Annotated in this window: 15 protein-coding genes and 1 pseudogene; 8 read left to right on the top strand and 8 right to left on the bottom strand. The window is 62.7% G+C overall.

Features of this window, described 5'->3' with window-relative positions; genetic code table 11:
- Positions 1–47 precede the first annotated feature (47 nt).
- The 4 genes from JQ600_RS33885 to JQ600_RS33870 all read right to left on the bottom strand — a co-directional run bounded on the left by JQ600_RS33885 (position 48) and on the right by JQ600_RS33870 (position 3,725).
- Positions 48–620 (bottom strand): carboxymuconolactone decarboxylase family protein, encoded by a 573-nt coding sequence (locus JQ600_RS33885; protein ID WP_212262708.1) that lies wholly within the window; start codon positions 618–620, stop codon positions 48–50.
- A 44-nt stretch (positions 621–664) separates the two neighbouring features.
- Positions 665–1,198: a VOC family protein gene (locus JQ600_RS33880; protein WP_212387435.1), complete on the bottom strand. Its 534-nt coding sequence runs from the start codon at positions 1,196–1,198 to the stop codon at positions 665–667.
- Between the two features lie 75 nt (positions 1,199–1,273).
- Positions 1,274–2,914: an NAD(P)/FAD-dependent oxidoreductase gene (locus JQ600_RS33875; RefSeq protein ID WP_212387434.1), complete on the bottom strand. Its 1,641-nt coding sequence runs from the start codon at positions 2,912–2,914 to the stop codon at positions 1,274–1,276.
- Positions 2,915–2,927: 13 nt separating this feature from the next.
- The gene (locus JQ600_RS33870) at positions 2,928–3,725 is read right to left on the bottom strand and encodes an SDR family NAD(P)-dependent oxidoreductase (RefSeq protein ID WP_212387433.1); all 798 of its coding nucleotides are present in this window, start codon (positions 3,723–3,725) and stop codon (positions 2,928–2,930) included.
- Between the two features lie 213 nt (positions 3,726–3,938).
- Here JQ600_RS33870 and JQ600_RS33865 point away from each other — a divergent pair, with 213 nt between their 5' ends.
- Positions 3,939–4,979 (top strand): LacI family DNA-binding transcriptional regulator, encoded by a 1,041-nt coding sequence (locus tag JQ600_RS33865; RefSeq protein WP_212262716.1) that lies wholly within the window; start codon positions 3,939–3,941, stop codon positions 4,977–4,979.
- A gap of 87 nt (positions 4,980–5,066) precedes the next feature.
- On the top strand, positions 5,067–6,035 hold the full coding sequence (locus JQ600_RS33860; RefSeq protein ID WP_212387431.1) for a tripartite tricarboxylate transporter substrate binding protein: 969 nt from the start codon (positions 5,067–5,069) through the stop codon (positions 6,033–6,035).
- Between the two features lie 62 nt (positions 6,036–6,097).
- Here JQ600_RS33860 and JQ600_RS33855 read toward each other — a convergent pair whose 3' ends face one another.
- Both JQ600_RS33855 and JQ600_RS33850 read right to left on the bottom strand, forming a co-directional pair.
- Positions 6,098–7,321, bottom strand: a complete 1,224-nt coding sequence (locus JQ600_RS33855) for a cytochrome P450 (RefSeq protein WP_212387429.1) — start codon at positions 7,319–7,321, stop codon at positions 6,098–6,100.
- Positions 7,322–7,385: 64 nt separating this feature from the next.
- Positions 7,386–7,595: a ferredoxin gene (locus JQ600_RS33850; protein WP_192740598.1), complete on the bottom strand. Its 210-nt coding sequence runs from the start codon at positions 7,593–7,595 to the stop codon at positions 7,386–7,388.
- A 163-nt stretch (positions 7,596–7,758) separates the two neighbouring features.
- On the opposite strand from JQ600_RS33850, the gene JQ600_RS33845 reads away from it, so the two are divergent.
- The 4 genes and pseudogenes from JQ600_RS33845 to JQ600_RS37325 all read left to right on the top strand — a co-directional run bounded on the left by JQ600_RS33845 (position 7,759) and on the right by JQ600_RS37325 (position 10,327).
- Positions 7,759–8,397: a TetR/AcrR family transcriptional regulator gene (locus tag JQ600_RS33845; protein ID WP_212387426.1), complete on the top strand. Its 639-nt coding sequence runs from the start codon at positions 7,759–7,761 to the stop codon at positions 8,395–8,397.
- A gap of 117 nt (positions 8,398–8,514) precedes the next feature.
- Complete coding sequence (locus JQ600_RS33840) at positions 8,515–9,435, top strand: hypothetical protein (RefSeq protein WP_249136221.1); 921 nt, start codon at positions 8,515–8,517, stop codon at positions 9,433–9,435.
- 21 nt (positions 9,436–9,456) lie between these two features.
- Positions 9,457–10,032: pseudogene (locus JQ600_RS37330) on the top strand (SDR family NAD(P)-dependent oxidoreductase); the annotation flags it as partial.
- Positions 10,033–10,111: 79 nt separating this feature from the next.
- On the top strand, positions 10,112–10,327 hold the full coding sequence (locus JQ600_RS37325) for an SDR family oxidoreductase (RefSeq protein WP_312010935.1): 216 nt from the start codon (positions 10,112–10,114) through the stop codon (positions 10,325–10,327).
- Here JQ600_RS37325 and JQ600_RS33830 read toward each other — a convergent pair.
- On the bottom strand, positions 10,277–10,510 hold the full coding sequence (locus tag JQ600_RS33830) for a hypothetical protein (protein WP_212387909.1): 234 nt from the start codon (positions 10,508–10,510) through the stop codon (positions 10,277–10,279). The two genes, JQ600_RS37325 and JQ600_RS33830, sit on opposite strands and share 51 nt — an antisense overlap.
- Positions 10,511–10,716: 206 nt before the next feature.
- Between JQ600_RS33830 and JQ600_RS33825 the strand changes: the two genes are divergently transcribed.
- Both JQ600_RS33825 and JQ600_RS33820 read left to right on the top strand, forming a co-directional pair.
- Entirely contained in the window at positions 10,717–10,938 is a 222-nt protein-coding gene (locus JQ600_RS33825) for a hypothetical protein (RefSeq protein WP_211997678.1), read from the top strand.
- A gap of 131 nt (positions 10,939–11,069) precedes the next feature.
- Positions 11,070–12,137, top strand: a complete 1,068-nt coding sequence (locus JQ600_RS33820; protein WP_212387423.1) for a putative sulfate exporter family transporter — start codon at positions 11,070–11,072, stop codon at positions 12,135–12,137.
- Between the two features lie 64 nt (positions 12,138–12,201).
- Here JQ600_RS33820 and JQ600_RS33815 read toward each other — a convergent pair whose 3' ends face one another.
- Positions 12,202–12,954 (bottom strand): hypothetical protein, encoded by a 753-nt coding sequence (locus JQ600_RS33815; RefSeq protein ID WP_212387421.1) that lies wholly within the window; start codon positions 12,952–12,954, stop codon positions 12,202–12,204.
- Between the last annotated feature and the right edge of the window lie 729 nt (positions 12,955–13,683).

Here is a 13,683-nt window from a genome sequence, read left to right as displayed (position 1 = left end):
CTTACCGTTCAAACCGGTCGCGATGATCGCTGGTGCCGACGGCGCGGTCAATCCGCAGAGGCGGCCTTCCCGCGCTTGCTGCTTTCGTAAACGGTCATCCCGGCGGCGGGATCGAGGTCGGTCTCGGTCGCCTCGGTCAGGCGCGCCATCATCATGTAGAAGCCGATCGTCATGATCGATTCGACGATTTCCTGCTCGCTGAAATGCGCGCGCATCCCGGCAAACACCGGCTCAGGCACACGGACATTGTCGACCACTTCCCGGCCGAAAGCCAGCAGCGCCTGTTCGGCTGCATTGAACGCGGCGTCGGCGTAATTGCCCTGTTCGATGCAGTCGATCTGCGGCTGCGTGACGCCGACCCCGAGCGCGATCGGGACATGCTGGCGCCACTCATAGGCGCCGCCTTCCCGCTGCGCGGCCTGGAGAATCAGCAGTTCGCGATTGACGTGGCTGAGCTTCTGCTTGTGCAGGATGGAGTTGGCGAACCGCATCGCGGGAATGAAGTTGGTTTCGGCATGCGCCAGCATCCGGAAGATGTTCAGCTTCACCGGCATCCTGTCGAAGGCCGTGCGGGTGTCGCCGCTGGTCTTCTCGGGGTCGATCAGGGGTAATCTGGCCATGTGCGTCCCTTGTGTTTGCTGTTTTTTCGACGTTGACCGGCGGCTCAGCGAGCTCTGACGTCACGGATCGGCTCGGAGCCGTCCCAACCGGCGGCGATCTGCTTGATATGTTCGAAGAACCGTCCCTTGCCACCGCTGATGTCGGAGATCTCCACGATGGTGCCGGGATGGGATTCCGTGTCGAAATAGCAGAAGCGGCCCTGCTCGCCGCCGATCTGGCCCTCGTGCCCAACCTTGTAGCCCAGCGACAACGCGCGGTCGTAGAGAGCCTGATAATCCCTCGTCCAGTACGACATGTGCTGCATGCCTTCGCGGCCGGAATCGAGGAACTCCTTGTACATGGAAGGCGCATCGTTCCTCTGTTGAATGAGCTCGATCTGAAGATCGCCGGAATTGGCGAGCGCGATGCTCATCTCCACGCCGGACTCGGCACCGCGGTGACGGAAATAGTCGGTCTTGACCCGGTCGATGTAGAACCAGGGCCCGACGCCCATCACGTTGATCCAGTGATCCATCGCGGCGCGGATGTCGCGCACCACATATCCGTTCTGACAGACGGCGCCAAAAATGCGACTCATGATACCTCCGTTGTCGGCGGCGTTCGCCCGCTTCTTGCGGATCGCCGCGCCTGATGTTGTTTCCGCTTCCGCGCCTCAGGTCAGGTGAAAACCCTCATAGCCACGCGCGGCGATCTGCGCGCAGCGGTGCCGGTAGCCTTCCCCGACATAGGGCATGAAGACGCGCGGTTTTCCGGCGATGTTCGCGCCGAGATACCAGGAGTCCGCTTTCGGAAACAACGTTCGTTCGGCCATCTCGGCGACATGCGTCATCCAGGCGCGCTCGGCTGCGGGATCGGGCTCGATGATCCGAAAATCCTGCGCGCGCATATGGTCGATGCAGTCGGTCAGCCAGTCGACATGCTGTTCGCAGGCGTTGATCATGTTGCCTATCACCGACGGGCTGCCGGGGCCGGTGATGATGAACAGGTTGGGAAAGTCAGCCACGGCGATGCCGAGATAGGCGCGCGGTCCTTCAGCCCAGGCGTCCTGCAGACGAAGCTCGTTTCGTCCGCGGATGTCCATCGCGAACAGCGCGCCCGTGATGGCGTCGAAGCCGGTCGCGAACACCAGCGCGTCCAGATCAAACTGGCGCGCCGAGGTCTTGACGCCGTCGGCCGTCAGCGCCTCGAGCGGCTCTTCCTTGAGATTCACCAGTTCGACATTGTCGCGGTTGAAGGTCTCGTAATAATTCGTATCGACGCAGATGCGCTTGACGCCCAAGGGATATCCCGATGGGCTCAGCGCCGCGGCGGTTGCGGGATTTTTGACGATCTGGCGGATCTTCTCGCGCACGAAATCGCAGGCGACGTCGTTGACGGCCTCATGGGTCAGGAGATTCGGGAACGACAGCAAAAACCCGCCGCCTCCTTCCTGCCAGAGCTCCTCGTAGCGCCGCCATTGTTCGTCGCGCGAGGGTATCGGCGCCTCGAATGCGGACGAATTCACGCGGCCGGCATTCGGACTTGCGAGGCTCTCGCAGTAGGCCGGGAAGGCCGCATCAAACTGCTTGAAGTCCTCGTCCCCAAGCGCGCGATTGCGCGCGGGCACGGAGAAATTCGGTGTGCGCTGGAACACCACGACGTGTTTGGCGGCATCCGCAATCAGGGGAATCGCCTGCACGCCCGATGACCCCGTGCCAACGACGCCGACGCGCAGACCAGAGAAGTCGACCTCCTGTTCCGGCCAGCGGGCGGTGTGGTAGATCGGACCGCGAAAGCTCTCCAGGCCCGGCGTCTTCGGGCTGTTCGGCACCGAGAGCGCGCCTGATGCCATGATGCAGAAGCGGGCGCGGATCTGGTCGCCGCGATCGGTCCGCACCAGCCAGCGCCCGCTGGCTTCATCGAATGACGCCGAAATGACGCGGGTCTGAAACCGCAGCAAATCGCGCAGCTTGAAACGATCGGCGACGTATTTGGCGTAGTCCAGAATCTCGCGCCTGGCGGCGTATTTCTCCGACCAGCGCCAGTCCCGCCGCAACTCCTCCGACCATGTGTAGGAATAATAGAGGCTCGGAACGTCGCAGCGCACGCCGGGATAGCGGTTCCAGTACCAGGTGCCGCCGACTTCGGGGGCGGCCTCGAAGCCGATCACGGATAGGCCCTTCTCACGCAGCCGGTGCAACGCATAGAGACCGCCAAAACCTGCGCCGACCACGACCGCGTCATAGTCGCCCTCGACCGCCGCGCGTTCGACGCGATCCCGGGTGTGGTCTTGCTTGTTCGCCTGAGTTGCCATGGTCTATTTCCTGTCAGCCGATCGAACGGCCGCCGTCGATCACGAGTTCGGTGCCCGTGACGTAGCGGCTCTCGTCGCTGGCGAGCCACAGAATGCCGCTCGCGATATCTTCCGGCATCGCCTTGAAACCGAGCGGCACCGCGCGTTCGGTCAGCTTGTCCAGCGTCGCGCCGCGCGGCGGCCCTGAATTCGAACCCTCCTCGGCGGTGCCGATCAGCGTGTCCCAGATCGCGGTTTCGGTGATGCCGGGGTGAAGCGAGTTGACCCGGACGCCGTCCTTGGCGGCGGCGCATTCCAGCGCGACGGACTTTGTGAACAGACGGACGCCGCCCTTGGTCGCGCAATAACCGGACACGTTTGGCGAGGCCTTGATGCCCGCAATCGAAGAAACATTGATGATGCTGCCGCCACCGCCTGCGCGCATCAGCGGAAGCGCGGTTTTGACGCCGAGGAAGACGCCGTCGAGATTGACGGCAACCTGGCGTCGCCAGTCGGCGAGCGACATGTCGACGACGGGACTGGAGAGACCGATCCCGGCGTTGTTGACGAGCACGTCCAGCCGGCCGAACCGTGCTTTGGTTTTGGCGATCACCGACTGCCAGTCTTCCTCGCTGGTCACGTCGTGATGGAGATATTCCGCCTCGCATCCAGCCGACCGCAGTTCGCCCAGCAGGCGCTCGCCCTTCTCGTCCTGCAGATCGGTCGCGACGATCTTCGCGCCCTCGCGCGCCAACACAATGACCGCGCTGCGCCCGATCCCGTTGGCGGCGCCGGTCACCAGCGCGACCTTGCCTTCGACCCGCCGTTTCATGCGCTCTGCCCGTTCACGCAAAATCCTCCCGGCCCGGTCGAGGGTTGTTCTTGGAAACGTTTCCATGATTGAGCTTGATGTTTCCACTGATGTCAATATTAATAGGCAAAGTGCTTCAAATAACGTTTCCAGATGCAGCTGACTTTGAGCCGACCGGGCTCGAATGCAAACGAATCCGGGCACTTAGGACGAGACAGTGGGCGAGCAGGACCGATGGCCAGAACCCAGCCGACCCCATCCCTTCGGCCGACCATCCGCGATGTCGCTGCGCAAGCCGGCGTGTCGGTCAGCAGCGTCAGCCGGGTGTTGAACCGCGAGCCGCACATCAGTCCTGAACTGCACGCCCGGATCATGCGCGTCGTGGACCGCCTCGGCTTCGAGCCAGATTCCGCCGCGCAAGCGCTGCGCTCGCGCGCCAGCAACACGATCGGCTGCATGGTCTCCGATATCTCCAACCCGCTCTACAGCGAGATGGTCAACGCCGCGGAAGAGGAATTGCAACGCGCCGGCTACGTCCTGATGCTCGGCGCAACCCGGCACGCCGAGGAACGCGAAACCGCGTTCATATCCGCGGTGCGCCGGCGGCGGATGGATGGATTGCTGCTGTTCGCCGGAGACAACACCCACAAGGATTTTACAAGCGCGCTGGCTACGCTCGACCTGCCTTGTGTCGGGATCGACCGCGAGGTGCCGGGCGCGCCGTCGGTGCGCGCCGATCATCGCGGCGGCGGCTTTGAGGTGACGCGCTATCTCATCGGCCTCGGCCATCGCCGTATCGCGCTGCTGACCGGGCCTGCGGCGGTGCTGCCGAGTACGGAGCGGGTAGCCGGATATCGGCAGGCGCATATCGAAGCCGGACTTGAGGTCGATCTCGATCTCGTCCGCCCGCAGGTGCACGGCTCGGGCATCGCCTTCAGCGACGTCTGCCAGTTGCTGCAAGGGCCTGCGCCGCCCACTGCGATCATCACGCTGGGAACGCACATGCTCGCCAGCGTGATGGACGCGCTCGCCAGCAACGGCATTCGCTATCCGAGCGACATCTCGCTCGTGTGTATCGGCGACACGGATCTGGCCCGGCACGCGACGCCGGCAATCAGCGCGCTGACATGGGACTTGAGCGAAATCGGCAGGATCGCCGCAAAAACCCTGCTTGAGCGGGTGCGCGACGGCGATCAGGCCCAGGACACAAGGCCGATTTATCTGCCGACCCGATTCATCCTTCGACATTCCTGCGCCGAGCCGCGCGCCAAGTGATTTGAGGAATTGCCTGCCCTGCCGATCTGCCAGATTTGACGACCGCTAACAAAAAAACAAGTACCGGGAAACCCAAGGGAGTTGCGTATGAAGTTCCGCACAACGATGCTGACGTTGCTGATGCTCGTCCTGGCCACCTGTTCGGCAAGGGCCGAGGACGCGTCGGACTACCCCTCCAGAAAAATAAAAATGCTGTTGCCGTTCGCGGCCGGTGGCGGCGGCGACGTCATCGGCCGGCTGCTGGCCGACAAGATGGGCAAGCGCCTGGGGCAGACCATTTTCGTCGAAAACCGCACGGGAGCGGCCGGCACCATCGGCACGCAGATGGTCGCGACCTCGCCGGCGGACGGTTACACCATCATGATCGGCGGCATGACCACGCATGTGCTTGCGCCCGCGTCCTATACCAGCCTGCCCTATGATCCGATCAAGGATTTTGCAGTCATCGGCCGCATCGGAACGTCGGCGATCCTGGTGGTGGCCTCGAAGGATTTTCCGGCGAGCGACCTGCGCGGCCTGATCGCGATGGCGAAAAAGGGCGATCAGATCCAGTACGGATCCTGGGGCGTCGGCTCGACCGGACATTTCTGCGCGGAAATCCTGTCGCAGAAAGCCGGCATCAAACTCGAACACGTGCCGTTCAGCGGCGCGGCGAAGGTTGCCAATGATCTTATCGGTGGCCACATCTCGCTCGGCACGCTGGATATGGCGACGGCGACGCCGCTGGTGAAGGATGGAAAAGTAAAGGCGCTGGGCACATGCGGGGATCGCTCGCCAAGCCTGCCTGAAGTCGCAAGCTACAAGGACCAGGGGATCGATTTTGAGCGCAGCCTGTCCTGGGTCATGTACGCGCCCGCTGGCATCCCCGACATCGCCGCGAAGAAGCTTTCCGCTGCACTGCAGGAGTCGATCGCCGAAGCGGATATGACCGAAAGGCTGCTCGCGCTCGGCGTCACCGCGGACTTCATCCCCGGAGACCGGCAGCGCGACATCAACGTGCGCGACATCGAGGCCTGGAAGGTGGTCGCCAGAGAAGCCAAAATCGAGATCAAGTGAACGCGCGGGCAATCCGGTCGAAATTGCCGGCGCGCCGCGCCCGAAGCAGGCTCAGTTCCTGCTCAGTTTTTCTTGCCGAACAGCACCGGAAGCTGGCGCGGGCCACGCACCGTGCCTTCCGACCAGGTGACCTTGCCGGCCGGATCGAGCTTGAAGTCCGGAATCCGCTTCAGCCATTCCTCGATCGCGACCGTCATTTCCATGCGCGCGAGGTTGGAGCCGACGCAGCGGTGAATGCCGAGGCCGAACGCGGCATGGCGGTTCTCCTTGCGGTCGATCACCACCTTGTCGGCATCCGGGAACATCGCGGGGTCGCGGTTGGCCGCCGGGAACGACAGCAGCACCATGTTGCCCGGCTTGACCGGGCAGCCGCTGATAGTGGTTTCCTTCATCACTTCGCGCGCCATCGTGACCGGCGAATAGGCCCGCAAGAATTCCTCGATCGCGCTCGGCATCAATTCCGGCTCCGCGATCAGGCGGTCGCGGTCGGCGGGCGTATTCGCCAGATGCCACAGCGAGGAGCCGATCGCGCTCCAGGTGGTGTCGATGCCGGCAATCAGCAGCAGGCGCAGCGAACCCAGCACCTGGGAATCGTCCAGGGGATTGCCGTCCTTGTCCTTGGCCTTCATCAGCGTCGAGATCAGATCGTCGGTCGGATGCGTCTTGCGATGCTCGATATGGCCGGCGAAATAGGCGCTCATCTCCTGCACTGCCTGCACCAGCATGCTCTCGTTCTTGATGCTGAGCTCGAGGATCATGTGGATCCACTTGACGAACAGATCGCCATCCTTCTCGGGAATGCCCAGCATGTGGGCGATGGCGCGCACCGGAACATGCTTGGTGTAGCGCGCCGCGGCGTCGCATTGACCGTCGGCGATGAATTCGTCGATCAGCTCGTTGCAGATGGCACGGACCCGCGGCTCCAGCTTCTTCATCGCGTCCGGCGTGAACGGCGGAAGCAGCAGTTGCTTGGCGGGCTTATGCTCGGGCGGATCCGACGTGATCGGGGGCGCGGCGTTTCGCGTCACTTCGGGCCGCACGTCGCGCACGATGACGCGCCGCGAGGAGAAATGCTCGGTGTCGTAGGCGATCTCCTTCACCGCCTGATAGGTGGTCGGCAGATAGCAGCCGAGGAAACGCTTGGTGTGCACCACCGGGCATTCGTTGCGCAACTCGTCCCAGATCGGAAAAGGATTCTCGGTCCAGCGCGGATCGGTATGATCGAAATCGTTGACCCAATCGGTGACCGGAGGATGTTCGGGCATCATGCTGACGGAATCGGACATCGCGCAAATTCCTTTTGCTTGGTTCGTTCAGGACGAGCTTGATTTCAGGACCGGACTATCGCCCCTATTCTTCCTGCACTTCGATCGCGATTTCGGGGCAATTGGTCTGGGCGAGCCAGGCCTTGTCTTCCAGGCCCGCGGGGACCGAACCGTCGCCGACTTCATGGGCATTGCCGAATTCGTCGAGCTCGAACAGTTCCGGCGCCAGCGACTTGCAGCGTGCGTGTCCCTGACATTTGTCCTGATCGACGCGGATCTTCAGCTTTCCCGACATGCGAGCGCTCCTTCAAGCCGCGCGCGCTCAACCGGCGCGTCGCATTTCCTCATGTTGATTTGGGCGTTACCAACCGCGGCCGGTCTGCCTCTTCAAGTTATACCGTATTACATTATCGTCGCGATTGTGCTGTCAAGCGGAAAGTTATAGATCATTACACTGAATGCCACCTCGCCCCGCACGTAAAGCGCTCAACACCTATCACCACGGGGATCTCCGCGATGCCCTGGTTCAGGCCGCGCTCGGGGAAGTGGAACTCGGCGGCCCCGAAGCGATCAGCATCAGCGCGCTGGCCAAGAGGCTCGGCGTCTCGCAGCCGGCTCCCTACAAGCATTTTGCCGATCGCGAGAGCCTGCTCACGGCGGTAACGGCCGAAGCCTTCCGCCAGTTCAACGCCATCCTGCGCGAGTCGATCGGAAAACCCTCCAGGCGTTCGAAGCTGTCGCGCCTGGCGCAAGCCACATTGGATTTCGGTCTTCGCCGCAACGGCGTCTACCGCCTGATGTTCGCCTCACGGATCATGGCATGCGCACCCAAGGGCAGCGAGCTGCATGTTGCCGCGATGGAAACTTTCGAGCTGCTGCTGGAATCCCTCGAAGCGCCCGCGGTCGGATTGCTGCGCGAACGCAGCGCCCTGCAAATCTGGGCCGCGCTGCACGGCGTGGTGATGCTGGCCGAACAGGGACTTCTCACCGGCCAGCTTGCCAATGTCAGCCGGGAAGAGCTGGTCGAAGATATCGTCAAGCAGACCAAGGTGGCGCTGGCGGTGGCCGTCAAGGCGGCGGACAAGAACGGCCGATAACGCTCGCCCGGTCCTCATGGTGCGGCGTCCGCAAATCCGTTACCATGGGGCTTGCGTAGCTGTTGCCGGAAAGCGGCTGCCTTGGATGCGAGTGGGCCGGTGCAGGTTCGATTGAAAATGAGATTTGCGCACACCCGGCCGGCGCGAACCGGCCGGCGGCTGGCGCTCGGGATATTGATGTCGCTGTGCTGTTCCGGTCTGGCGTCCGGCCAAAACAACAGCAAGGACAATGGCGAGGACGAAGATGCGCCGGCCAAGCCGAAGCCGGTATTGCCTAACATCTATCTCGACTTGCGGACGATCTACACCACCCTGCCGGCCGGTACGCTCTCGATCGGCTTCAGCGCGCCGCCACTATTGTCGACGCTGTCGAACCTGACATCGCTCGGGACCTTGTCGTCGCCGGCCAGCCGAAGCATCAATCTCGACATTCCCGTGACGGTTGACGTCAACGAGCAGCTGTCGGTCTATGGCGGCGTCAGCGGCGCTTCGTCCCAATCGGGCAGCCTGCCCTGGTCGTCGTTCGATATCTACGGTTTTACGGTCGGATTTCAGGCCGACCTCTATCAGCAAAACGGCGGCATGTTTCCAACGGTGACGATACAAAGCAATGCATCGCGATCGATTTCCGACGCGCCATTGGCCACGACCTCCTACAATACGATCCTCGAATTCGGCTACGCGCTGAACCCGGATGAAACGCGGGGACTGCTCGCCGGCGCGCAATACACAAAAATCATCGTCGATTCCATATTCGCTGAAGTGAAGCCTGGCTATGTGGGCTATGTCGGCGGCTACTATCAGTGGGACAACAACTGGAAGCTGACCGGCCGCTTCGGCGTGCAATCGTTCGGCGGTGCGCAGCTTCTCAATCTCACGCCGTTCCCGGCCTTCACCCAGCCGATCGTACGGCTCGATCTCGATCGCATGGACGATGACGACAACCGCCTGTTCGGCGTCACCGCGCAGATCGCCTGGACGCCGAAGCCGTCCTATCAGCTGACGGTGAGGACGCCGCTCTATGCGATCAAGAATTAAGGCGCATTCCGGCACCAGCGGATGCCGCCGCTGATCACACTGACACATTCACATCCAGGAGAAGACATCATGACATCCAGCGACGGCGCTCGGACGCTCAAGGACAAGGTTGCATTGGTGACCGGCGCGGGCCGCGGGCTCGGCCGCGCCTTCGCCGAAAAACTGGCTGCGATGGGCGCCGACGTCGCGATCCACGGCATGCGCGAGAACGGACCGGCGGAATATGGCGAGGGATCGACGCTGACGGCGGTCGCGGAAGATATCGCCAAGGCGCATGGCGTGCGCACCATTCGCGTGCTCGGTGACCTCACGCAAGGTGCCGACATCGCGCGCGTGGTCGAGACCACGACGCGAGAACTGGGGCCGGTCGAGATCCTCGTCCACAATGCCGGCGGCGACATCGCGGCCAAGGGCGGCAAGCCGGATCCGAACGACGCCATCGGCATCAAGGAAGAGGACGTGCGCGCGGTGCTCGATCGCAACCTGCTCAGCACGATCCTGACCTGCCAGGCGGTGGCGCAGGAGATGATGAAGCGGCGCCAGGGCCGCATCGTCACCATCGGCTCGGTCGCGGCCTTCAAGGGCCGCACCAACGGTTCGATCTATGCCGTCGCCAAAGCCGGCATGACGCAACACGCGCTGCCTCGCCGATCAGCTGCGCTCCTACGACATCAATGTGAACTGCATCGCGCCGGGCGACACCCGTACCGGCCGCTTCATGGGCACGCGCGCGGTCGACCAAAATCGTCTGGTCGAAACCGGCACGCTCGACCGCATCGCCACCGTCGATGAAGTCGCGCGCGTCGTCGAAATGTTCGCGGGGCCGATGGGGGCGTTCGTCTCAGGACAGGTGCTGCGCGTCGATGGCGCCGGACAGTGCTGGGCGGCCTGATACCCGTTCTCTCAACTGGTCAAACTCGCCGGAATGGTAGGTGGCGCCGTCAGGCGTAACGATTTCGACGTCCCAGCAGCCGTCCGATATCAGTTCATCGGCTTTTTTCATCGCGGCCAGCACCGACTCCCGCCGCAAGGTCACGGTTCCCGATGTATCGAGCGCGGTAATGAGAAATACCATGGACGGCTCCTGTTTCGGATTCGCACCAGTGTGGCTGGGAATACGGCCGGGTCAAGCGGCATGAATTGTGGGCCAGGAGAAGAAAACCCTACCCCCGAACGGCGGCGGGAAAGGGACTTCCACATTCTGGCCGCAGATTGCATACCGCTACCCTTGCTTCCGGGCCGAACTGGGCGACATTAGGGGCCCGTTCAATGGAAGCCGTCATGAGTCCGCCCGCCTTCGATCCCTTTGGAGAACTGGTCCCGACCGCCGATTCGGCGGCCGCGCCGGAACGCGACTCTAACTGGCTGAAATCGGCCGGTGTCGGGCTGTTCTGGGGGTTGGTCGGCGTCATCGTGCTGGCACGCGCGATGTACTTCGAGCCGGGCGCTTTCAGCTTCGGGCAGGCCGTGGCGTGGGCGCAGGGCCTGTTCGGGTTGCTCTAGGGCGCACACGCGATGCGCCCGCCCTTGCTGGAAGCCGGAAGAAGAATACTCTCCCTATCTTGCTGAATCGAAAATTTATTGGTGAAGCCGAGCAGGCCGGCGCATAAACTGTTCTCCAAAACGGGGGGCATGTGCCGCAACAAGACCACGAGACGGACGGGATAAGGTCGGACCCAGGCGCTTTCAGGCGCAGCCTGGCCCTCATTCCCGGCATCGCACTTTGCGGCGCGATCACCGCCGTTTCGCTTGGCGCCCAACTGGTCGAAGAGCGCATCTTCGCCCACCCCTATGTCGAAGCGCTGGTCATCGCGATCCTGCTCGGGATGGCGATTCGCACTGCCTGGCAACCGTCCGAGCGCTGGCGCTCCGGCATTGCCTTCAGCGCCAAACAGCTGCTCGAGGTCGCCGTCATGCTGCTCGGCGCTTCCGTCAGCTTTGCCGCGATCGTGGCGTCCGGCTACCTTCTGGTCGCAGCGATCGTCGCCACCGTCGTCATCATGCTGGCTGTCAGCTACGGCCTCAGCCGGATGCTCGGCCTGCCGACCAAACTGTCGATCCTGATCGCCTGCGGCAACTCGATCTGCGGCAATTCGGCAATCGCCGCGGTGGCGCCCGTGATCGGCGCCGATGGCGACGACGTCGCCTCGTCGATCTCCTTCACCGCGATCCTCGGCGTCTTGATGGTGCTGGGCCTGCCGCTGCTGATCCCGTTGCTCGCCCTGTCCGCGACGCAATACGGCATTCTGGCGGGTCTTACCGTCTATGCCGTTCCGCAGGTGCTGGCGGCAACGGTCCCCGCCGGTATCGGCGCCACGCAGATCGGCACGCTGGTGAAACTGGTGCGCGTGCTGATGCTGGGGCCGATCGTGGTCGCCCTCTCGCTCGTCGCCGCGCACCGCCGCAAGCGCCATGCCGACGCGACCAGGGCGGTTGCGATCAGCCCGTTCAAGCTGGTGCCGTGGTTCATCATCGGCTTTCTGGTGCTCGCCGCGCTGCGCTCGCTGCAGCTCGTGCCGGATATCGCGGTCGCGCCGGTTACAAAAACCGCGGCCATCCTTACCGTGCTGTCGATGGCCGCGCTCGGGCTTGGTGTCGACGTACGCGTTCTCTCAACGGTCGGCGGAAGGGTCACCGCCGCCGTCACGCTGTCGCTGCTCCTGCTGCTCGGCCTGAGCATCGGACTTGTGCATTTCTTCTGATGAAGCCGCCGCCCTGGCAATTCGCAACTGGCGTGATCCAGCCGCGCGTCAGAGCAGCTGATCTCTAGGCCGATCTCATTCCGTTGGACAGGATCGCCTGCAGTCTGGGATCGCTTACTGCGAAGAATGCGGCTTCTATTCGTGCCGTCAGGTTCGGCTGCAATAGCCATTCACCAACTGTTTTGGCCGCCTCCTCGTGGCTCTCCAGGCAGGCAGAGTGGAGATAGGTCTTATCCCGCTCCTCGATCACGTACTCGCGCAACGCGGCCATATGGATGGCCGCGGCCGGGTCCTCGGCACCGACCCAATTGTGCAACAGCCGATCGATATCGCCGCCTGCGGTCACAACTAGCGTGACGACGCTCCTGATATTGAAGGCGAGGCGATATCCAGCAGGCCACACCTCCAGGTCGAGGCGGGTCAGGCTGTCGCTCAGGAATGCATCGAAGAAGCGGTCGATGCTCTCCACCTCCGCTCGAGGCCACTTGTTCCGGTGGTCGGCCTGGCCAAGCCGGCGCAGGCAAATATCCAGTCCGATGTGGTCAGGGTAATCATGCGCGGCAATCAGCTCGAAATAACGCGGCAGGAAGTAGCGTAGCTCACGCGAGACCTGACCATCGTCATAGTCATGCGCGGAGTTGGTGTACTCGGCCAGCAGATCGGCCGGGATTGACCGCAAGGGCGTGTTGGCCAGCTGTCGTTCTGTCTCCTCGGTCATGCAACAACGGCAATGGCATACGACGAGGCCACGGCCCAATCGATGCGCGCCGAAGACCCGGTAGGCTTCCTCGATGGCGGCCGTTAATTCTGAAGGCATGCTACAAGACGTCTGCTGATGGGTTCACAGAACTAGCACAATATCCCGTTCAAGACCGTTATCCGGGAAACTCCGAGCCGGGCGCAAATCCGGATCGACGATGGCCCGTGCGGGCGCGCGTAATCCTGCAGCGGTCTGCGCCGTTGCTTCCGAGCGGCGGCCGGATTCAGGATCGGCTGGTGAAGGACGTGATCGTGCACGCCGAACCAAACACCAGCGGCTTCTCCATCGACATCAAAGGCAGGCTGTCCGAACCAGCCGGGATGCTCGCGTTCCCGCCCGTTCCATAGGGGGTGATGATGGTAGCGAGAGAGGGAGCCGCTACCACAAGGACAATTTCTTCAACAAAAACAATGAATCGAGGCGTTCAACGTCACCTGTGTCTGGTGTCCGTGATACAGGATCTACGGTATCGTAGCTAGTCTCGCGGTGGAGGATACGGACAGCCATCGGAACACGCGACATCCTTGCAGCAGGGAATGTATCGCAGAACTGTGCGGCTCCTCAGCCGGCGTTTTCAGGGTGGTCGGCCACCAGCCTGGGCGGGAGGGATCGAACCCCATCGAGATCGCACCTAACCCATTGAAAATACGCGCTTTTCACGCTCCGTTACTGAGGCTGTGCTACACGCTTGTGAGACAGCGCACAAGCTAAAAACCCGGCTTCGAATTATCGCAGCGATAAACGACGTCCAGACATGTTTGGCTCTTGCACGGTTCCGAGGTTCAA

It is taken from the genome of Bradyrhizobium sp. AUGA SZCCT0176 (assembly GCF_018130145.1).
In the GTDB taxonomy this organism is placed as follows: Bacteria; Pseudomonadota; Alphaproteobacteria; order Rhizobiales; family Xanthobacteraceae; genus Bradyrhizobium.
This window is presented reverse-complemented; position numbering and strand designations above follow the sequence as displayed.